Consider the following 18,973-nt stretch of genomic DNA (forward strand, 5'->3'; position numbering starts at 1 on the left):
CATGCTACTGCCTCTATTGTATCGGCTTTTCCTCAAAATTACTAGTAAGAAAATCTATATTTTTTCATAAATAAAGCCTGACTTTGCAGCCAGGCTTCTCTTTTTTATAAAAATACACCGATAACAACCATCGATACGAACAGAATTGTCATGTAATTAATCGAGTACACAAAGCTAATGCGCGCCCACTTCATGCTATCTTCCATTTTAAAACCGTATAGGCACAATGCCAACCAAATAACATTCAAAACAGTTGCTAAAATCACATAAACGATTCCTAACTCCCACATAAAGAATGGCAAAATAGTCAGTAATACGACCCAGAAAAGCGTACTCCATTTCGTCCGCTCAATCCCTTTAACAACTGGTAACATAGGAATTCCAGCAGCTGCATACTCCTCTTTCCGCTTAATCGCAATCGCATAAAAATGCGGAGGCTGCCAACAAAACATCACTAGGAATAGCATAATTGGCACGGCACTAAAAGTTGGCTCCACTGCAAACCATCCAATAAGTGGAGGCACAGCACCAGAAAAACTCCCGATTACCGTATTGCTAACTAGCTTCCGTTTCGCCCACATGGAATATACAACCACATACAAGAAAATACCAATTAACCCGATAACTCCCGCTTGCCATGTTGTCATAAACAGCAACGCTTCACCGATAACGCCAAGCAACGCGGCAACAAGAAGCGCACGTTTCCCAGAAATTTTGCCCGTCATTGTTGGACGGTTTTTCGTCCGTTCCATAATCCCATCGATATCGCGATCAATGACATTATTAAAAGCCCCAGACGCAGCAACAACCATTCCTGACCCCAAAATAGTAAAAATAAGAATATCGAGATTCTGTATGAAAGAAACCCCTGTTAACTGAAATGCCAGCCACATACCTGTAAAAGCCGTAATCGTGTTGGAATTAACAATCCCAATCTTAACCAATTCCGTAAAATCTTTTACAGTGAACTTCGTAGCAGCATCGATTTTTGCCGTCTTCTCCATTTGATTCACTTTTTTTCCCCCTTAACTTCTGTTGCGCTTTACACATTTTTCACATAGGTAATCCTAGTTACTTTGCTTGTTTGTTCACAATATCATTATGAACCTCATCCTAATCATTATCGGAAATAATCACCCTTTTTGTCAAGCCTTTGGACTTCATTTGAGCAAGAAGAACTGCATCTATATCTTTTGGTTCTCCTCAACATTTCACAAGCCGTGCTCTTTACTTACCATAAAAAACAAGTTAGAATGGAATAGTATATAGCGTGCAAGTAAGTTTTTGTATGCTCACTTTTGAATTAATACATATTGAGAGGGGAAACCATAAAAAATGAAAACTTTTCTAAAAGTCTGGTCCGTCCTAACAATTCTTTGCATGACTTTTGTTGTGTTTGGCGGTGCGTTAGTAACGAAGACCGGTTCGGCAGACGGTTGCGGGAACACTTGGCCACTCTGTAACGGGCAATTCGTTCGCCTGACTGACATCACACCCGAAAAAATCATCGAAGTTATGCATCGACTCACAACAGGGATTAGCTCAATTTTTGTCATTGTTCTTGCCATTTTAGCATGGATTTATATTAAAGATCGTCGTGAAACGAAACCACTAGCTATTATTGCTGTTGCTTTCCTAATTCTGCAAGCTTTCATGGGTGCCGCCGCCGTTATTTGGGGACAAAACCCCTACATCATGGCGTTACACTTTGGTATTTCAATCATCTGTTACGCTGCTATCGTCCTGCTTTGCTTGCTCATTTTTGAAGTAGATAACAAGTTCGATGCCCGCAATATGGTTATTGGTACAAAGCTGAAAGTAAATATATACCTGTTAACTATTTACACATACATCTCGGTCTATACGGGAGCGCTCGTTCGCCATGAAAAAGCAAGTCTCGCCGTTCCAGCTTGGCCATTTGAAAACGGGAAGTTTGTTATGCCGGATAGCGTACAAGATTACGTTCAATATTTGCATCGTCTAGCAGCCCTTATTCTTGTCGTTTGGATTCTCTACGTTACTTGGATTGTTTTCCGCGAATACAGTCATTATCGCGTTTTAAAATACGCGATGGTTCTGGAAATCATATTCGTCGTAGCCCAAGCATTCACTGGAATTATGTCTGTTGTAACAAATGTGAACCTCTATGTCGCGTTAGCACACAGCTTGATTATCACGATGATGTTCGCCCTAATGACTTATCTGTGCCTACTTGCAAGCCGCAGTAAACAAAATCGATTACGTATTAGGTAACATGAAAAACGAGGTCATGACAAAACTCATTTTCATGCACAATAAGCAAGATTCAATCCTTGTTTTCGAGTAGGATTGAATCTTGCTTGACACAAATCGAGCGAAAGCGTTTGTATTCAGAGGATTTGGTGGAAGCCTGAGAGCTGCGTGTACGACTGTACATGATGACTGAAAGCAGGGAGAGGGTATTTTCCTCGACCATGCAAGAAGTTAAGCGTAGCAGTATCGGAAGTCCGCCAAATCCCCTGAATGCGAGCGCTTGTCGCCGATTTATTTGGGTTATGCCCCAGACCCGTTTTATGGTAAAATGGGGGTAATATATCGTTCAGAAAGTAGGAAACCGGTTGAAAATCCCGCGCCGCACGCTTTATTATGAATTGTTCATGCTCTTTTTAGTCCTGCTCTCCGTCCTAACCATTCCAATACATACGCAAGCTGTTACCATTCTTAACACCATCATTTGGGTGGTTTTTACAGTCGATTATTTCGCGCGATTGATTCAAGCAGAGGATAAGAAAACATACATCAAGACACATTTCTTCCAACTCATTGCAATTATACCGCTGTACAATTTATTCCGTCTTGCTCGTCTCGTTAGCCTATTTCGCATACTCCAACTTACCGCTATCGGTAGACGCTATCTTGTTCCGCTGTATAGTTTCTTACGTACCAATGGTTTCAACAGGGTGATTAATACGTTTGTCATTCTCGTTATTGTGATCCCAATTCCCCTGATTTGGGCAGAACCGAGCATCAAAAATTATCCTGACGCCATTTGGTTCTCTATCGTTACTACAACAACAGTAGGTTATGGAGACATCGTTCCAGTAACAGGAGTCGGCCGTTTTCTGGCCATCCTGCTTATGCTATTTGGAATTGGCTTTATCGGAGCATTGACCTCCACCATTCGCAGTTTTATTACAAACAATCGAAAAAAGCTCAGTAGCTCCGAAAAAATCACAAAAATTACGCGAAGTATCGAACAAGTAGGAACTTTATCGGAAGCAGAAATCAACATAATCCAAACCTTTCTGAACAGCAAAAAAAACGAGGAAAAGGTTCCATAAAAAAAGTGTTTGCGCCTCATTCGAAAGATGAAACGCAAACACTTTTTTATGCAGATAAGTTAAACGACCAGCCAACACCATATTTATCTGTTAACTGACCAAATTTCTCAGACCAAAATGTTTTTTGAAGTGGCATAATCTTCGTTGCACCATCAGATAGAGCCTCGAAATAACGTGTTAATTTCTCCGCATCATTCGTATCCAAAACAAGTGTCACATTATTTCCAGGAATAAACTCCATAAAATCGGGCGTATCCGAGAACATAACCGTGTCGCCTTCAATTTGAATACTTGCATTCATTACTAATCCTTTTGTTTTCTCATCCATTTCAGGTCCATCTTCCTCATGAATTGAACCGTATGTCATTAAATCTGTACAAGTCGAGCCAAATATTTCCCCATAGAAATCTAACGCCTCACGTACCTGATCCTTCATATTAATATAAATACCCAATGTCATTTTTGTTCCTACTTTCTTTTTTAGTTTATAACGCTTTCATTCAAGGCAATTGTACCACGCCATTAAATAAAAGAGTACTCATTCATTTTTCGCTTATCGTTGCCAAGTTGATTAAACGCGTCTCCACATCGAAGCGATAGCGTTCTGCAAGAGCTTCTACTTCTAAAATACGAATCATTTCCTCTTGCGTCCCTAAGCCGTGAAGAATGTTTTCATGACAAAATGCCACCGTTACTAAATCATCCGGTCGTTCGATGCATTCAACCTGATCCCCAAGGCAAATTTCACCGACCTCAATCGTACGGCATAAATATCCAGTATAGCCAGTATTTCTAACCTCTTTGAATAATTCAGACAAATCATTTCGCTTCCCGATAGTAGCACATGGATTACGAGCTTCCGTCACTTGGATAATGGCCTGGCCGATTCTAAACACATCGCCAATGCACACATCTTTTTCTAACATTCCTGTTACTGTCAAGTTTTCACCAAACGCAGCCGGTGGTAGCTCGATTCCAAACTGCTCATTCCATCGTTCATAATGTTCAGCAGGATAAATACAAACCGTCCGATCTACTCCCCCATGATGTTTCAAGTCATATTGCCCATCATTTTCAAAGCCATACTGCGTTAACATTGCTTTTTCTACTGGTTGCTTTACAATCCCCGTCATCATCGACCTTTTACGACCAACTGCCATCTCTTTCGGCTTGCCAATTGCAAGTCCCACAATTTTCCCGTTCATGCATTCACCCCTCTGATGCTTTCAATTTAACAAAAAAACGCCGAACTTTCAAGCTCTGGCGTCCTTTTTTTATATTTTATTCATAGCAACCTTCACAATTCTGACAACTATCCAAATAAAGATAATAACATTCACAACCACAATAACAAATATCATGAACAAGGCGATGAATGTAGTTCCCGAGTCATCTCCCGTTGAAAAACCATATAATCCAATAATTATTAGGAATAAAACGTTCAGCACAGTGGGAACTAAATCCACCAATAAAACTGTTTTTGCATGTTTTTTTACATACTCTGATTTCACGAAAATCCATACTATTGCCGGGAAAATGATTGGCAAAAAGAAATGGCTAGCGTAGGAAAGTATCACTAAAATTTTATCATTTTTCAAACACATCAAGTCCTTTCATTATTTCCTGCGTTTCATGGCGAACGTCCAGATAGCTATAATAAGTGCCAAAACAGCTATACTTAGCGAAACCCATTGCATCACTGATGGGCTGTTATTATTCTCACTACCTTGGCTTTTTTCCGTCGTTGCTTTTTTCCCATGTGAATCAGTAGCGCTATCTGATACAGCCTTTGAAATTGTTGTCGTCGCATGTGGATAATCCGCGTCTTCGTTGCCAGTCCATTCTACTATCGATCCGTCTTGGTAGTATTGATATGCATTCCACTCTATCTCTCCAGCTTTTTCAGGGTTTTGTGCAACAAAGCTAAACCGTTGAAACTGGCCCTTCTGAATACCACCATTTGTCGCCGTCCAAGTCACTGTACTATCTGTTTTATTCACCACAACATTCCAACCAGGAACAGGCTCATAAGATTGAAAATCAACACCCGTGGGCACTTTTACAACAACCTTTACCGTTGCACTTTCTTTTTCCACTGGTACTTTCACCGTATAAGTCTCCCAAGCTCCCGTCGTCGATTCTGTAGGCGCAACTGTTACGTGCGCACTAGCCAGCACAGGCGAAACGGCCAATATCACTCCTGCTAGTAACAAAGACACCATTTTCTTCATTCTATTTCCCAACTCCTTCATTGTTTTAATTGCATTGTAAAGGCTTTATCAATCTCTGAAAAATCCTTCGTAAGCGCGTGAACCTTTATTTCCCAGCGCCCAGTCGCGTTCAAATACAAACCATTGGCTACATACTCATTTTGCTCATTTTTCAGCGCCTCAAATTCAGCCGCCTTTCCCCCACCAGATGGAGCTACCGTTAATGTTACCTTCTGAAAATCCGTCCGAACCTGGCCATCCTGATCCGTAAACACAACAAGAAAAGTATTATCTCCAACGACCGCTGGGGCAATTTTCAGAGAAACAAACCCTGATTCCGTCACAACTCTTTTCGAGAAAGATTCTGGTGGCGCTGGCGGCGGTGTCTGCACATTCGTCAAAAATGCCGCAACCCCAAGAATAATCAGACCAATTCCAAATTCGGCTACAATTGTTTTAGCCGATATCATTTTACCAGTTTGTCGCATGTACAAATAATGAATGAAGCCAAGTGCCCCCATCACTAGAAACAGCGCAATTTTCACCAAAATAAGCTTCCCATATAACGTCGTAAATAGTTTTGCCATCGAACCTAGATTCATTACACTCATGAGCAATCCGCTCACGATAATCAGTCCCACAAAACTCGCCGCCAATGGGCTAAACCGGTTCCAGACAGCCGCTACACCCGGTTGTTTTGACATAAGTATAAATAGTACCACGATGCCGCCAACCCAAGCCGAGGCACTCACAAGGTGTAAAAAATCCATTGGAATCGCAACTGCCTTATCAGGACTTCCCGCAGCATGCCCTTGTGATGCCTTCGCAAATAATAATACCATAAAAAAGACAAGCGGTACTAACCACAACCAGATTTTATCCATCCTATTTTTCCGGAAAATAAAAAGTAAACTAATCATCAAAATGAATAAACTCACCACTTGAATCAGCCATAGGTGACCAATTCCAGAAGTTCGAACCAACTGACCCATCGTTGCAAAATCCCAACCGCTCCCACCTGTATAAATATGCACTTGTAGTGGTAAAAATAATAACAGGCCCAAAACGAGTAATCCTAGTCCAACTCGCAATATACGAATCGTTCTTTGACGCAATACGGCGCTAATCTCCATTCTATTCAACGCCAAGAAAAATAATAAGATACCTGCTACTAAACTGAAGCCTATGTACAAAATAACTTTTACAATCGTGCTTGGCCATGACGATATTGTATTTGTAGTAACCTTTGTAAAGCTTTTATTCGTATCACCAACCTTAAATGAAATAACACCAGAAACAGGATGCCCATCAGCCGATACAACTCTCCATTCCGCACTATACACATCATCAGGTAAATTTTTTAACAAACCAATTTCAACCACATGGTCATTCTCCGGATTAAGAGATGCTGACCCTTTCTCGACACGCTTTCCTTCCGAATTTCTAACAATCACAGAAGGATATTCATTTTGAATCATCTCCGTAAATGTTAGCACCACTTTTTCCGGTGCCTTAGTAACCGTCGATTGATCCTCGGGCGTCGAACTTTGCAAATAAGCGTGCGCCTCAGCAACTGTAGTTGGCATTAAAAATAAACACATCGCAATAACCAAGCCAATGCACCAAAATCGCTTCATCCTTTCATACACCTTCCTTTCACCATCTATTCTCTACGATACCATGCGATTCACCTTTACGACATTAATTTGCTTCATAAAAAATGGAGAGCCTCATCTGAGACTCCCACTAAACTTCTCCACTCCAAAATTCGTGTGTACGCGGCACGAATTTAGATTTATTGAAGTTACCTATTTAATTAGATGGATCGGCAACAATATTCCAATTAAGGGATGCTTTATATTCTCCTGCCCTTGCATCAATTGGAATCACTAGCGCAACACCTTCTGTCCCGCCAAGCAAAATAGAGTTTGAACCCATGCCACCTTCTTCATCAGCCTTTGCAATATCAATTTCATCTCCATCACCATGAAGACTTCCACCAGCTGTTTTAATTTTCTCGTCTGCTCCATTATATACAGGCTTAAACTGTAATTCAGCACCTTCTACTAACTCGCCAGTTTGCGATACTTTAAGTGTCCAGCCTTCACCAGTTCCACGTAAATCAGCTACGTTAATAAAAGCGGGTATCTCAGTATCACCAATAGCATCCGCTTTCGAAAAAATCTTCTCTTCCCTACCTGTTAGCGTATGATTATCAAACTTCAAGTCCGATACATAGTTGATACGTAGCGGGCCTTCAATCGGATTTGTGGGTACCTCCGGAATCTCTGGCAATTCCGGATCAACCGGATTAACAATTGGCGGATCTACAATTCCAGTCCCAGGCAATACATTCACCGTAGCCTCACTTGTTGCATTGTCTGCTCCGTCAAATTCTGCGGCACCAACACCCGCCGTGTACGCGCTAATCGTAACTCCAAAAGTCGCTAACCCAACCATCATCTTGTTTTGCTTCATTATCTAATTAACCTCTTTCATTCTTTTATTTCCTATTTTCACCAAAGATATAAAACTGAATAAAATTAATATTCCGCCTATAATATATGAAAAAACAGAATTATTTGTATCTCCAGTTACAGGTAGTCGTATATCGTTCCTTGGAATTTCTCTTGGCTTCTTTATCTCTTGTTTTGGCTGTTCCAAAATACGTATATTAACATCCGATTTACCTGCGCTTGCTTCTACATATTGATGACCTAAAATTCCGAGTGAAACCATAATCACAAACAGCATACCTATGCAAATACTCGAAATTCTTCGTCTAATCAAAAGCTCACCTCCCTTCCTGCTAATTGTTCAGCAATATAAGAGCCCTGTTCCGTAAATCCTTTAAAAACCACATACTCATCGTGAAACTCCGCCTCAATTAAACCGATAAAATCTAAACAAACCATCTGATCATACACCTCGCCTCTGAATGTCTGCTCTTGCTTATCATGTAAAAATAAGAATCCATTCATCGTTGCACCTACTCCGGTCTCAAATATAGTCCAACATCCCATTCATCAATGTTCCTGACCTTCACCGCATCAAAATGCTGAAACTTCTTTTCTAAAATTTGTCGCGGGTTCAAATCTCCATGATCGTGCACAGCAATCCAACGATTATGACACTGATTCCGCCAATCTGTAAATTCTACCTGAAAAATAGCAATATCATCAAAATGGTTGTCAACTCTCATTTTCTTCACTCCTCGATTTTATTTCTAACTTTTTCTTCGTCACGCGTTGTCTCCAAAACATGAAAATGACAAGTCCTAATAAAATGACAATCGCTACAATAAAGCCCACCGTTGACCAGCCGCCCTTGTCTAAATCCAAAGCCGTATCATTTAAGTCATTTGCCGTTTCCTTATCTATTTTAAAATCCCGTTCCCAAGACCACGTATCTTTTCCAGACGTAGCTGTCATTTTCAAGGTATAATTGCCAGGCTTTAACGGCTGATTTCGTGTGTGGATCGCATAGTCAAAATTCGAGTTGGGGGCCATTCTCAGTTTTTCTGACTTCTGCTCAAATAATATTTTACTACCATTTTCGCGGTAAACCTCGGATTTAATCGCTAAATCTCGCAAAATCATCGCCTGATCATTTTGCAAATTTGCCATAATTTTATTGCGATAATTTTGTTGACCTGCCTTGATTTCACCTAAGTTTAAATTCGATTTGACCAGCGTATCGTTTTGCGAAAGCACAGCTCCAATCGTATATGAAAAGCGATTCTGCAATTTTCCAGTAGCATTAGCATTTTCCTCTGACTCCTTTTCCGAAAAAACGAGTCCACCTAAAATCACGCCATCCATTTTTTCATTCGGCATTTTCACATTTATTTTAGCCAAGGCTTTCGATTTTGCCTTCACCGTTATTTCCTTCGTCAAAACTTCTGAAATCCTCCCAAAACCATGTTGCAATGATTTATCAGCTGGCTTATCCGTAGCATTATAATCTACAATACCGTTGCCGTTCGTGAAGGCCGAATTCGCTGCCACTACAATCGTTATATCCTTTCCCGTCGCATTATGAAGCGCCACTTCCAACACTTGTTGCTGGCCTTGCTTCATTTTCAAATCAAAATAACTCGTCGCCTTACCCTGCTGATTTTTTGGTAAAACTGCCTTTACAGAAAAAGCTGGCTCCTCAGCCAAAGCCGGAATCTTCATCACGTTAATACCTATAATACATAATAATACTATTACCAATTTTTTCATTTATATTCCTCCATCATTTTATCCTGTTATCAAATTCTCGCTGTAGGCATCGTATGTCATATGCATAATATCAGAAGGCATATCCACAATCAGCTTATTAATGAATTCAAGCTCCCGAACTGTTGGAAATGGGGAAATGCGTAATGATAGACAATTATTCAGATTTTCCTCAATATCATAATTATGCAAAAATATATCCACACCTCGCTCCTGAATCGCCTCTTCCGTAATCTCTTCATTAAAAAGAAAATCATACTTCACACCGTGCGGTATATGCTGCCTCACTCGCGTCATTAAGTAGTTCATATAGGTTGACTCTCCCGAAAATGAAAACAAAATCTTCTTATTTCGATAATTCTCTTCCCCACGATACGCACAAGTTAACATTGTTAGACTCACCGCCACATCTTCCCGATACGCAATTGGCAAGCCCTTCACATGTTTATTTTGCGTCAGTTGATTTAGCCAATAGCGATACGTATATGGATATTCTGATTTCGTATACACATTTAGCTCATACGAATTTTTTTGAAAAACAGCTGTTATTTGCGTTAAAAGAGCAAGGTTTTCTGTAAAAGCGATAAAGCTCGTATGTGCATGTTCCAATTTTCGATCTGGTATGCCTAAATGCTTCAAGTGTTTTCCGTCAAACAAGTCCTCATATATTTTCACACAAGAATTCTCCCGACGCATCCGAAAATGTTTGCCATCATTCAATTTATAAACAACGCTATCCAAACAAATAATGTATGCATACACCATTTCATCATCTGGAATATTGCCAAATTCAAAATTCGTCATCAATTCACTCTCATACAGCTGCTGAAAAACCTGAAAGCTCTTTTTATTTAAAACTTCCTCTTTTAACTTTGCATTTAGCTTAATATAATTCCTGTTTTCTATTCGCTGTGTAATAACTCCCAACCAAGAAACAACACGGTGATAATCCAAGTGCAAAACTCGATTTAGGCGATCTTCCGCTTTTTCTAACATCTTCTTATAAAATACCGAAATTGCCTTCTTATCCTCAGCTCTTGCTGACATCACATCGGTTTGTTTCCGCTGATTCAAATAATTAAAATAAAAACAACGAATATCGCTTTCCTTCCCGCCAAGCTGAAGCGGGGCCGTCTCCAAATGTAACTTGTACGGCTTAATAATATTCACAAGTGTATTCGTATATCGGCGTAAAGTCATTTCAGAAATCCACAACTTCTCACTCCACTGCGCCACTGAAAAATGCTCTCCACGAAACATCGCATCCAAAATTTGAAACAACGGACTGTTGCCGATAAAACTTTGGATAAAGTCGCTGATAGAGAAAGTCGCCTTCCATTCTAATAAAATACTCTTATTACCAATATTGGCAAGCCACACACCGTCTGGGAATACATCTTCTAGAATTTCTAAGTCTTTCTTCAATGTTTTTATACTGACATTAACAACATCTGCTAGTTCCTCGATTGTGCTTGGATGGCGAGACTTTACAAGATAGTCTAACAAAATAACTAATCGCTTATTCTTTTTATCTGTCAGCAAATCTAAATATAATTTGTTCATTTTTTTCTCCTCCTCGCAAGAACCTTATTATTTCATTTTTTAGGTATGTTTTTCAATAACTTTTTTTTCTTCATTTTGGAATAAAGCTATGCTTGTGCTCATCATCACTTACCATCATTTGTTCTTTATACCATAAAACTGGACAAAATAAAACTGGAACAGCGAGGACATACATGCATATCCTAACCATTCCAGTCTTTTATTGTTTCACTCGCGCTACAAATTGAAAACGATTTCCAACATATTGCGAACGTGTAAATTCAAACGGACTACCGTCTTGTAAAAAGGTAATTTGACGTAATTTCATCACCGGTGAGCCAAGCTTTACATCCAAATATGGCGCCACTTTTTCAGAGACAAGACCAGCTTCCATAATTTGTTCTGCCTCTCCGATATTCTGACCCAATTTTGATAAAATGGCCTCATAAAGCGAATCCATAATATCCTCTTTGTTCAGTAAAGAAGCAATGTTTTCAGGCACAACAACGACTTCAAACAAAATCGGTATTTTATCGCCGTAACGTATTCGCTCAATCCGCATCACATTACTATTCTCGGACAACTGCAACGCCTCACGTTCTTGTGTACTGGCAGGCCTAATACCATAAGACACAATCCGCGACGATGGCGTCTTCCCCTCATGAATCATCAAATTCGTGAAACTCGTAACCGCTTCTAAATGCTCTGTCATTTTTTTCTCGGCAATGTATGTCCCAGCTCCCACACGGCGCTGCAAAATTGTATCATCTACAAGCCCTTGAATCGCTTGGCGCACTGTCATTCGGCTTACATGAAACATCTCGGCTAACTGTCGCTCAGCTGGAATTGCCTTACCTACTTGCCACGTACCATCTTCAATTTTCTGCTTAATTTCACCCTGGATTTGAATATAAATCGGTATCCCAGAAGACTTATCTATCATTTTATTTACACCTTCTTTTTTGTAGAAGTGAAGTATAACATAAAACCCCAAGCTACGCCATTCTGTGAACGATTTAGCTTGGGGTCATCATTACTTTATAGAAGAGATGCCGCTGCTTTATCGACTACAATCGTCACATCTGGATGGTTTTGCAAAACAGATGCCGGAATGCTTTCATCAACTTTACCTTCTACTGTATCTTTAATCGCCTGCGCCTTATTTTCTCCAAACGCTAGCAAAATAATTTTCTTAGCACCCATAATCGACTTAATTCCCATCGAATACGCATGTGTTGGCACATCCTCTTCACGCTCAAAATAGATTTTGTTCGATTCACGCGTTGACTCTGTTAACAAAACTTTATGTGTTGGCGTTTCAAAAGGCGTACCCGGCTCATTAAAGCCAATATGTGCGTTCGTACCAATTCCTAAAACTTGAATATCAATTGGATGATCCGCTAAAACCTGCTCATAACGCGCACATTCCGCATCTGCATCCGATGCCAAACCGTCTGGTAAATAACTTTCTTTAAACGGTTTTTTCGAGAACAAAACATCATTCATATAAAAATGGTAACTATTTGGATCTTCTGCTGAAAGACCAACGTACTCATCCAAATTAATAGAAACTAATGTCGACGTATCAACATCACTATTCACAAACTCTTTATATAAATCTGTCGGTGTATTTCCAGTTGCAAGGCCTAATGTTTTTGCCTCACCAGCTTTAATTGCTTTTTCGATTAGTGCAAATGCTTCTTTTGATGCCTCTGCTTTCGTATCTTTTACAATAATATTCATGATTTATTTCCTCCTATTATTTACTATGCTTTTTCCCGAATGAATAGGTAGCCTGTATTTCGAGCGCATCATTCAATAGATTAAAATCAGCATCTTTACCTACCGTAATGCCACCTTTTGAATCTAATTTAAACTCTTCGGCTTGGTTAACCGAGGACATCAATACTGCATCCTCAATCGAGCAGCCAGTGAACTTCACCATATTGCGGAAAGCATCATCATATGTTAGTACACTTCCTGCAAGTGTTCCATCTTCTAAACGAGCTTGACCGTCCTTCACAAATACTTTTTGACCACCTAATTCATAGTCACCATCTGGCATTCCTTTTGCTCGCATCGCATCTGTAATGATACTAATACGTTTCGGTCCTTTTACATTATAAGCCAACTTAATCATGTCCGGATGTACATGAATACCATCAACAATTAATTCTGCATGGATGCTAGGCTCTAACATAACGTGTCCGACAACGCCTGGCTCACGGTGATGTAGTGGACGACAAGCATTATACATATGAGTCGCGTGGCTCGCCTTACTATGCACCAACTCTGCACGAACAGCATTGGAATGTCCAACAGACGGGATAACCCCAAGCTCTATACATAAATTCTCAAAAGCAGGTGATGTGCTATGCTCAGGGGCATACGTCACTAACTTAATGCGTTCCCCACTTACCTTAAACCATTTTTTAAAAAGTTCTAAGTCAGGCGCTGTAATGTATTCTTCCGGTTGTGCTCCTTTAAATACTGGCGACACAAAAGGACCTTCCAAATGAATCCCGCCGATTAAAGGCTCGTCTTTTGCTACCTCATCAATAACTTTTAACGCATTCTCAATATTTTCACTGGACTGCGTCATTGTTGTTGGAAAATAGGTTGTTATTCCTTCATTTAGCATTCCTTGTACTTGTTTTTTTAATTTCACAGGATCCGCATCCATCGCATCGAAACCAAAGCCTCCATGTGAATGAACATCGATAAATCCTGGTACTAATTTCTGACCTTTGGCGTCCACTATTTCTTCGCCTACTACTTCTTGATAGCTTGTCATCGGACCAACTTCACGCACAGTGTCGTCGAATCTCACAAAACCATCCTCGATAACAGAATCGCCTGTGTACACCACTGCATTCTTGATTACTTTTGAAGTCATTAAAAATCATCCCTTCCATAAATGGTCTATACCAATTATTATACAACTTATTAAAAAAAATGCAACCACTTTACGTACTCTATTTACCCTTGATTCTAATAAGTAAGCGCGCTTAACTAGTGAAAATAAAAGCGAATACTGCTAATCCTCACAAAAAAATACAGTGCCCCTCTATACTGAGAAGCTACTGTATCTTCATAATTATCTATTCTTGATCTTTTTTATTATCTTCATCTTTCTTTTCAAGTTCAGGAATTAAAACTTCTTTTTCTTCCTTTGTTTGTTTCTTGGCGTCACGCTCTAAGTCTTCTAACATTTCTTCCATAGAAGCCTTGTCTTTTTTCTTGAAATTTTGTTTTTCACGTTCGATAATTTCATCTACCATTTGTGTGAAGTCTTGAGTCTTACCTTTGATTGCCTCTTTACCCTTTGCGGTTTTCTTCTCTAATTCTGCCATTAATTCATCAAATGTTTGAGAAAGCTCGCTTGTCATATCCGCTTGCTTCTTAGCTGTGTCAGCAAGATCGCGCTGTTTTTGTGCTTCATGATAATCTGTCACACTACCCCAGCTCATATCATGAATTACTTTATCCATTTTTTCAGCTGTTTCGGCTGCATTTTTTTCGGCCGTTTCTGCCAAATGTTGTGTTTTTAGATTTTTCCATTTCAAACGCATCTCGTGCATCCGCAATTCTAGTTTGTCTAATTGTTCTGTTGCTGTATCATAATGCGCTTGCGTTGTTGCTAACTGTTCTTTGTATTGTGCTACTTCTTCTTTTGCAAAGTTGGCTAGTTTTGTTTCACCGGCTTCTTCAGCGATTTCAGCTTGATACTCACGTTTTTCGATATATTTCTCAATTTCCGTGCATTCTTTATAGAATAGTGATTTCAGCTCGCGTTGTTTATCAACAGCACGTTCAATATCTTTCATCTCTTTTTTCGTTTGATCCATGTAATACGATACGGAATTACGTTTCTTTTCTTCTCGTTTTTCTTTCATTGCATCCCAATCATTGTTCAGTGCTTGTTTAAATTTATTGAAAAAGTTTGTCATTGTTTTTTCCTCCAATTGTTTAATATCTATTAATAATCAAATGTATTCGTTTTTGTAGTATTACGCTTGTTCTTCGTTAAAAAATAAATCAATGCTACAACAATCGCAACTGTTAAAACGCCGTGCAGGTTAGATAAAATGATCAATCCGCCAACACCAATAAGTACACCATACAGAATCTTTTCGCCTGTACTATTTGCTATCATCAATTGTCTTAGAGCCCAATAACCAAGTGCAGCTCCGAGCGCCGCCATAATCGCTGGCCAAAGGAAAACTATGATTGCAATAATAAGTGCTACAGCTAGTACTCCTACTATAATTCCTCTCATGATTATGTCCTCCTTGCTTTACTATACAACTATCATAAAATAGATTCCTCATTTCAGTAAGCTACTAGGGTTGGAACTTTAACTACAACCAGAGTCCTACAAATCTATCTTCCAAGCAAACACTATGTATACGCTATCTCACTTCTACTATATCAAATCCTACTACAACTTACTAGCCGTTATTGCAAAACCATTTCCAATTTAAGTCTATTTTGATTTATTCGATACAATTTCTATCGATTCTGATTTTTATTTTTTCTTTACAAAGGTTATACTCAAAATGGGGGGTGATAAATCAACGAACTTATTGATTCTCTAAGCATTGGGGGTGATTGTTAGTTTTATTACAGCAAGGTCTTTTTCAACGCATAGATACAAGGGACACCGTACTAGTGGGATGAACAGAAATAGAGGTGAAGGGGAAATGAAAAGAGATATAAATAAGCATCTGACTACCATTTTGAAGCATCTAGATGACGGTGGTCTGTCATTAACAAACTTCAACAAAGCAAGTTCACAAATAGAGAGAAAAACAAACCTGAGTAAAGATATAATTTTAGTTGTCCTCTATACGTTGGAAAGTTATGGGTATGTGTTTCGAGTGTATCATTTAGATGACATAACCTATCAAATTACGCCAAAAGGGAAGAGGCTCATAGAAAAAAATTAGTTATTCTGAGATGAAAAAGCCTACCGCCGAGTGGAGATGCTCAGGCGGTAGGTAGTAATCCCACTATTTTTTTAATGCTTGCCTTCTATTTTCATATGTTATGCTTGTCATCGCGCCCTCTGAAATCATATTGTTTTCTTCCAAATCAAGCGTTTCTTTTTCCGCTTCAAAAGACTCTACTTTTTTCTGATGTAACAAAATATATGTGATAATCCCGCTAATTACACCAATCGTTGTTCCCATTAACACCCAACATCTCTTGTCGCTCACTGTATCCCTCACCTTTCTAAGCGCTATTCTTCTTCCTTTTCCCACTATATATGAAAATAAACCGTGTCCCACTAAAAGGCACGGTCTAATCTTATTTCTAAGCGATGAATGGATCTTTCGGCTTGCGGACGAAACTTAAAATTGCTGCAATAACGAGAAGTAACCCTGGTATAAAGCCTGCAACGACAAAGCCACCAATTGTTACGATAATTCCTCCAATTAAGAACATGAAGCCGGCAAGAACAGGCTTTTTATTTCCCGTAATGCCAATTAAACCGATAACTAGTATAACGATAAAAACAAGCGTTGCGATTAAAGCTAGAATGGCATATGTATGTACCATATCTAATATTTGATTTGCGCTTGGCACATCCGCCACTGCAAGTCCTGCTTCCTCCACGCTTTGATAGTAATTTCTTGTGAAAGCATCTATTCCATCTGTAGTATTGGCTGCACTATCTAAAATAAAGCCTATCGCTGTGAAACCAACTAAAGTTACTAGTCCGAAAAGCATACCAATAACAGCTAAAACAACCTCTGCTGTACGTTTAATCATATTATTCAATTCCCTCATTTCCTACACATTTGTTTTTAGTATACTATAAAACAAGGCAACTGTAAAAATAAAGATGTAAGTTTTGCGGTATAGCAGATGCGTTTTTTCGAAAAAACTTGTATACTTTATAAAGATATTGTTATTTTAGAAAAGAGGATTTGCTCTATGTGGAAAAAAAGTTTATGGATGGGACTACTATCAGCGATTTTCGTTGTAGCTGCGATACTGTTATTGATTCAATTGAATGGGGCGCATCGCGAGGTGAGTCAAAGCGCAACACCTACCATATTTATTCATGGTTATCGCGGAACAGATAGGTCGCTTCATGGTATGATTCGCCGTTTTGATCAACAATACGACTGGGCAACGGATGCTTTAACTGTTAAGGTTAGTCCAACTGGTGATATTTCTGTGAAAGGCTCATATGACGAGAAACGAGCTGATAATCCACTGATTAATGTTGTTTTTGCTGATAACCGCGCTACTGTGACACAGCAATCTTTATGGACAAAAAAAGTGATGCGTTATTTGCAAGACCATTATAATGTGACAAAATTTAATGCGGTGGGGCATTCGATGGGTGGCGGTGCTTGGGTTTCTTATCTAGCTTCCTATGCCAATAAACCAGACTATCCAGAGGTGCAGAAGATTGTCTTTTTAGCGGTTCCTTTTTATCCGGAAGAGTACGTGAATGGTGATCAAGAAGTTGATTTGATTAATGCAAATGCTATCCATACTAAATTCGCGAAACAAATGGAACAGAGGTTAAAGAGTACAACAGAAATTATGATTATTGGTGGGAATTTGGAAGATGGCTCAAATAGCGATGGCGAAGTTAAGATTGATAGTGTCATGTACGGCAAAGAGTTATTTAAGAACCAATATGTTGAAGCTCATACGCTGACAGGGCCCACCGCAAAACATAGTAATATGCATGAATTACCCGTAGTTGATCAATATGTTGCAAAATTTTTATGGGGTTTTAAGGAGTCGACAATATGAAAAGAATTTTAATAGCCTTTAGTATCTTAGCAGTCTTCGCGATTGGTTTTGGCTTTATTTTTGCCACGCATGATGCGACGGAAAAAGAAACTACTACAACGAGTGAGATTAAGAAAACAACAACGGAAGGTACAGCTACCAAAGTGAAGAGTATTGATACACCAACGCTATTTTTGCATGGTTATGCTGGAACGAAAAATTCGCTTGGTCATATGATGGATCGTCTTTCTAGAAACGGCGATGCTACTCGGTCCCTTGTTCTATCAGTCTCTCCAGAAGGAAATGTGAAAGCTTCTGGGGATTGGGATAAATTCGCCACGAAACCGCTAATTCAAATCCTTTTTGAAGATAATAAAAGTTCATTGACCAATCAAACGATTTGGTTGCAAAATGTAATGCGTACACTTAAAAGTGAGTATCATATTCCTACGGTGAACGTTGTTGGGCATTCCATGGGTGGTGTCGACTGGGCGAGCTATTTAGAAGAAGCTAGCGATAAAACTGATTTTCCAACTGTGACAAAATTAGTTACAATCGGCGCTCCTTTTAACGGCTTGACTATTGGTGAAGATGGTACAACAGCTTACGATTTGACTGAAAATGGGCCTAAAACGAACACCGAACGCTATCAGAATTTTATTACAAACAAAAAAGCCATCCCTGCCACCCTACAAGTTCTAAATATTGCTGGGGATGTTGAAGATGGTACAAAAAGTGATACGAGTGTTTCCCTAGCGAGCGCTTTGTCTGGAAAATTTATTTTTGATCAAGTTGCTAGCTATAAAGAAATGGTTTTTACGGGAGCAAAGGCACAGCATAGCAAGCTCCACGAAAATAAAGATGTCGATGCTGCTGTAAAAGAATTTCTTTGGTCATAAAAATAGGCGCCCTATCCATTAAC

Annotated in this window: 24 protein-coding genes; 5 read left to right on the forward strand and 19 right to left on the reverse strand. The window is 39.3% G+C overall.

Annotation, left to right across the window (positions count from 1 at the left end):
• Positions 1 to 104: 104 nt before the first annotated feature.
• Positions 105 to 1,013, reverse strand: coding sequence for a heme o synthase (gene cyoE, locus R8925_RS01060; RefSeq protein WP_430534083.1), 909 nt, complete (start codon positions 1,011 to 1,013; stop codon positions 105 to 107).
• Between the two features lie 322 nt (positions 1,014 to 1,335).
• Here cyoE and R8925_RS01065 point away from each other — a divergent pair, with 322 nt between their 5' ends.
• Together R8925_RS01065 and R8925_RS01070 are read left to right on the forward strand one after the other, a co-directional pair.
• The gene (locus R8925_RS01065; RefSeq protein ID WP_430534084.1) at positions 1,336 to 2,253 is read left to right on the forward strand and encodes a COX15/CtaA family protein; all 918 of its coding nucleotides are present in this window, start codon (positions 1,336 to 1,338) and stop codon (positions 2,251 to 2,253) included.
• Positions 2,254 to 2,597: 344 nt separating this feature from the next.
• Positions 2,598 to 3,320, forward strand: coding sequence for a potassium channel family protein (locus R8925_RS01070; RefSeq protein ID WP_430534085.1), 723 nt, complete (start codon positions 2,598 to 2,600; stop codon positions 3,318 to 3,320).
• A gap of 46 nt (positions 3,321 to 3,366) precedes the next feature.
• Here the strand turns inward: R8925_RS01070 and R8925_RS01075 are convergent, their stop codons facing one another.
• From R8925_RS01075 to R8925_RS01150, 16 genes are all read right to left on the reverse strand, one after another.
• The gene (locus R8925_RS01075) at positions 3,367 to 3,780 is read right to left on the reverse strand and encodes a VOC family protein (protein ID WP_430534086.1); all 414 of its coding nucleotides are present in this window, start codon (positions 3,778 to 3,780) and stop codon (positions 3,367 to 3,369) included.
• A gap of 82 nt (positions 3,781 to 3,862) precedes the next feature.
• Positions 3,863 to 4,525 (reverse strand): MOSC domain-containing protein, encoded by a 663-nt coding sequence (locus R8925_RS01080; protein WP_430534087.1) that lies wholly within the window; start codon positions 4,523 to 4,525, stop codon positions 3,863 to 3,865.
• Between the two features lie 69 nt (positions 4,526 to 4,594).
• Positions 4,595 to 4,918 (reverse strand): magnetosome magnetite crystal formation protein family, encoded by a 324-nt coding sequence (locus R8925_RS01085; protein ID WP_430534088.1) that lies wholly within the window; start codon positions 4,916 to 4,918, stop codon positions 4,595 to 4,597.
• A gap of 18 nt (positions 4,919 to 4,936) precedes the next feature.
• Positions 4,937 to 5,551, reverse strand: a complete 615-nt coding sequence (locus tag R8925_RS01090) for a YcnI family copper-binding membrane protein (RefSeq protein ID WP_430534089.1) — start codon at positions 5,549 to 5,551, stop codon at positions 4,937 to 4,939.
• Between the two features lie 17 nt (positions 5,552 to 5,568).
• A complete protein-coding gene (locus R8925_RS01095; protein WP_430534090.1) occupies positions 5,569 to 7,167 on the reverse strand; it encodes a copper resistance CopC/CopD family protein in 1,599 nt (532 codons plus the stop codon).
• A 175-nt stretch (positions 7,168 to 7,342) separates the two neighbouring features.
• A complete protein-coding gene (locus R8925_RS01100; RefSeq protein WP_430534091.1) occupies positions 7,343 to 8,008 on the reverse strand; it encodes a WxL domain-containing protein in 666 nt (221 codons plus the stop codon).
• Positions 8,009 to 8,011: 3 nt separating this feature from the next.
• Positions 8,012 to 8,320: an LPXTG cell wall anchor domain-containing protein gene (locus R8925_RS01105; RefSeq protein ID WP_430534092.1), complete on the reverse strand. Its 309-nt coding sequence runs from the start codon at positions 8,318 to 8,320 to the stop codon at positions 8,012 to 8,014.
• A complete protein-coding gene (locus tag R8925_RS01110; RefSeq protein WP_430534093.1) occupies positions 8,317 to 8,511 on the reverse strand; it encodes a hypothetical protein in 195 nt (64 codons plus the stop codon). Before R8925_RS01110 ends, R8925_RS01105 begins: the two co-directional genes overlap by 4 nt.
• A gap of 8 nt (positions 8,512 to 8,519) precedes the next feature.
• Entirely contained in the window at positions 8,520 to 8,732 is a 213-nt protein-coding gene (locus tag R8925_RS01115; protein WP_430534094.1) for a hypothetical protein, read from the reverse strand.
• Entirely contained in the window at positions 8,722 to 9,756 is a 1,035-nt protein-coding gene (locus tag R8925_RS01120; protein ID WP_430534095.1) for a WxLIP family cell surface protein, read from the reverse strand. Before R8925_RS01120 ends, R8925_RS01115 begins: the two co-directional genes overlap by 11 nt.
• A gap of 18 nt (positions 9,757 to 9,774) precedes the next feature.
• Positions 9,775 to 11,316 carry an AcpB/EbpR/MafR family transcriptional regulator gene (locus R8925_RS01125; RefSeq protein ID WP_430534096.1) on the reverse strand — a complete coding sequence of 514 codons (1,542 nt, stop codon included), beginning with the start codon at positions 11,314 to 11,316 and terminating at the stop codon, positions 9,775 to 9,777.
• A gap of 199 nt (positions 11,317 to 11,515) precedes the next feature.
• Positions 11,516 to 12,238: a GntR family transcriptional regulator gene (locus R8925_RS01130; protein ID WP_430534097.1), complete on the reverse strand. Its 723-nt coding sequence runs from the start codon at positions 12,236 to 12,238 to the stop codon at positions 11,516 to 11,518.
• Positions 12,239 to 12,333: 95 nt separating this feature from the next.
• Positions 12,334 to 13,038, reverse strand: coding sequence for a glucosamine-6-phosphate deaminase (locus R8925_RS01135; protein ID WP_430534098.1), 705 nt, complete (start codon positions 13,036 to 13,038; stop codon positions 12,334 to 12,336).
• A 16-nt stretch (positions 13,039 to 13,054) separates the two neighbouring features.
• Positions 13,055 to 14,191, reverse strand: a complete 1,137-nt coding sequence (nagA, locus tag R8925_RS01140; RefSeq protein ID WP_430534099.1) for an N-acetylglucosamine-6-phosphate deacetylase — start codon at positions 14,189 to 14,191, stop codon at positions 13,055 to 13,057.
• A 205-nt stretch (positions 14,192 to 14,396) separates the two neighbouring features.
• The gene (locus R8925_RS01145; RefSeq protein WP_430539387.1) at positions 14,397 to 15,245 is read right to left on the reverse strand and encodes a PspA/IM30 family protein; all 849 of its coding nucleotides are present in this window, start codon (positions 15,243 to 15,245) and stop codon (positions 14,397 to 14,399) included.
• A 29-nt stretch (positions 15,246 to 15,274) separates the two neighbouring features.
• Positions 15,275 to 15,574, reverse strand: a complete 300-nt coding sequence (locus R8925_RS01150) for a lmo0954 family membrane protein (RefSeq protein WP_430534100.1) — start codon at positions 15,572 to 15,574, stop codon at positions 15,275 to 15,277.
• A 424-nt stretch (positions 15,575 to 15,998) separates the two neighbouring features.
• Between R8925_RS01150 and R8925_RS01155 the strand changes: the two genes are divergently transcribed.
• Entirely contained in the window at positions 15,999 to 16,244 is a 246-nt protein-coding gene (locus R8925_RS01155; protein ID WP_430534101.1) for a DUF3116 family protein, read from the forward strand.
• Positions 16,245 to 16,307: 63 nt separating this feature from the next.
• On the opposite strand, the gene R8925_RS01160 is transcribed toward R8925_RS01155, so the two are convergent.
• Positions 16,308 to 16,514 carry a hypothetical protein gene (locus R8925_RS01160; RefSeq protein ID WP_430534102.1) on the reverse strand — a complete coding sequence of 69 codons (207 nt, stop codon included), beginning with the start codon at positions 16,512 to 16,514 and terminating at the stop codon, positions 16,308 to 16,310.
• A 97-nt stretch (positions 16,515 to 16,611) separates the two neighbouring features.
• Positions 16,612 to 17,070: a DUF4064 domain-containing protein gene (locus tag R8925_RS01165; protein ID WP_430534103.1), complete on the reverse strand. Its 459-nt coding sequence runs from the start codon at positions 17,068 to 17,070 to the stop codon at positions 16,612 to 16,614.
• 165 nt (positions 17,071 to 17,235) lie between these two features.
• Between R8925_RS01165 and R8925_RS01170 the strand changes: the two genes are divergently transcribed.
• Positions 17,236 to 18,072 carry an alpha/beta hydrolase gene (locus R8925_RS01170; RefSeq protein ID WP_430534104.1) on the forward strand — a complete coding sequence of 279 codons (837 nt, stop codon included), beginning with the start codon at positions 17,236 to 17,238 and terminating at the stop codon, positions 18,070 to 18,072.
• A complete protein-coding gene (locus R8925_RS01175; RefSeq protein WP_430534105.1) occupies positions 18,069 to 18,950 on the forward strand; it encodes an alpha/beta hydrolase in 882 nt (293 codons plus the stop codon). Before R8925_RS01170 ends, R8925_RS01175 begins: the two co-directional genes overlap by 4 nt.
• Positions 18,951 to 18,973: the final 23 nt, after the last annotated feature.

It is taken from the genome of Listeria rocourtiae subsp. hofi (assembly GCF_963575615.1).
GTDB lineage: Bacteria > Bacillota > Bacilli > Lactobacillales > Listeriaceae > Listeria_A > Listeria_A hofi.

Excerpts from the sequence above, each read along its gene's own strand:
- R8925_RS01090 (WP_430534089.1), bottom strand. The coding sequence starts at position 5,551 with ATGAAGAAAATGGTGTCTTTGTTACTAGCAGGAGTGATATTGGCCGTT.
- R8925_RS01165 (WP_430534103.1), bottom strand. The coding sequence starts at position 17,070 with ATGATTAAACGTACAGCAGAGGTTGTTTTAGCTGTTATTGGTATGCTT.
- R8925_RS01120 (WP_430534095.1), bottom strand. The coding sequence starts at position 9,756 with ATGAAAAAATTGGTAATAGTATTATTATGTATTATAGGTATTAACGTG.
- R8925_RS01150 (WP_430534100.1), bottom strand. The coding sequence starts at position 15,574 with ATGAGAGGAATTATAGTAGGAGTACTAGCTGTAGCACTTATTATTGCA.
- R8925_RS01080 (WP_430534087.1), bottom strand. The coding sequence starts at position 4,525 with ATGAACGGGAAAATTGTGGGACTTGCAATTGGCAAGCCGAAAGAGATG.
- R8925_RS01170 (WP_430534104.1), top strand. The coding sequence starts at position 17,236 with ATGTGGAAAAAAAGTTTATGGATGGGACTACTATCAGCGATTTTCGTT.
- R8925_RS01145 (WP_430539387.1), bottom strand. The coding sequence starts at position 15,245 with ATGACAAACTTTTTCAATAAATTTAAACAAGCACTGAACAATGATTGG.
- R8925_RS01075 (WP_430534086.1), bottom strand. The coding sequence starts at position 3,780 with ATGACATTGGGTATTTATATTAATATGAAGGATCAGGTACGTGAGGCG.
- R8925_RS01155 (WP_430534101.1), top strand. The coding sequence starts at position 15,999 with ATGAAAAGAGATATAAATAAGCATCTGACTACCATTTTGAAGCATCTA.
- R8925_RS01110 (WP_430534093.1), bottom strand. The coding sequence starts at position 8,511 with ATGAATGGATTCTTATTTTTACATGATAAGCAAGAGCAGACATTCAGA.
- R8925_RS01095 (WP_430534090.1), bottom strand. The coding sequence starts at position 7,167 with ATGAAGCGATTTTGGTGCATTGGCTTGGTTATTGCGATGTGTTTATTT.
- R8925_RS01100 (WP_430534091.1), bottom strand. The coding sequence starts at position 8,008 with ATGAAGCAAAACAAGATGATGGTTGGGTTAGCGACTTTTGGAGTTACG.
- R8925_RS01115 (WP_430534094.1), bottom strand. The coding sequence starts at position 8,732 with ATGAGAGTTGACAACCATTTTGATGATATTGCTATTTTTCAGGTAGAA.
- R8925_RS01130 (WP_430534097.1), bottom strand. The coding sequence starts at position 12,238 with ATGATAGATAAGTCTTCTGGGATACCGATTTATATTCAAATCCAGGGT.
- nagA (WP_430534099.1), bottom strand. The coding sequence starts at position 14,191 with ATGACTTCAAAAGTAATCAAGAATGCAGTGGTGTACACAGGCGATTCT.
- R8925_RS01125 (WP_430534096.1), bottom strand. The coding sequence starts at position 11,316 with ATGAACAAATTATATTTAGATTTGCTGACAGATAAAAAGAATAAGCGA.
- R8925_RS01135 (WP_430534098.1), bottom strand. The coding sequence starts at position 13,038 with ATGAATATTATTGTAAAAGATACGAAAGCAGAGGCATCAAAAGAAGCA.
- R8925_RS01065 (WP_430534084.1), top strand. The coding sequence starts at position 1,336 with ATGAAAACTTTTCTAAAAGTCTGGTCCGTCCTAACAATTCTTTGCATG.
- R8925_RS01175 (WP_430534105.1), top strand. The coding sequence starts at position 18,069 with ATGAAAAGAATTTTAATAGCCTTTAGTATCTTAGCAGTCTTCGCGATT.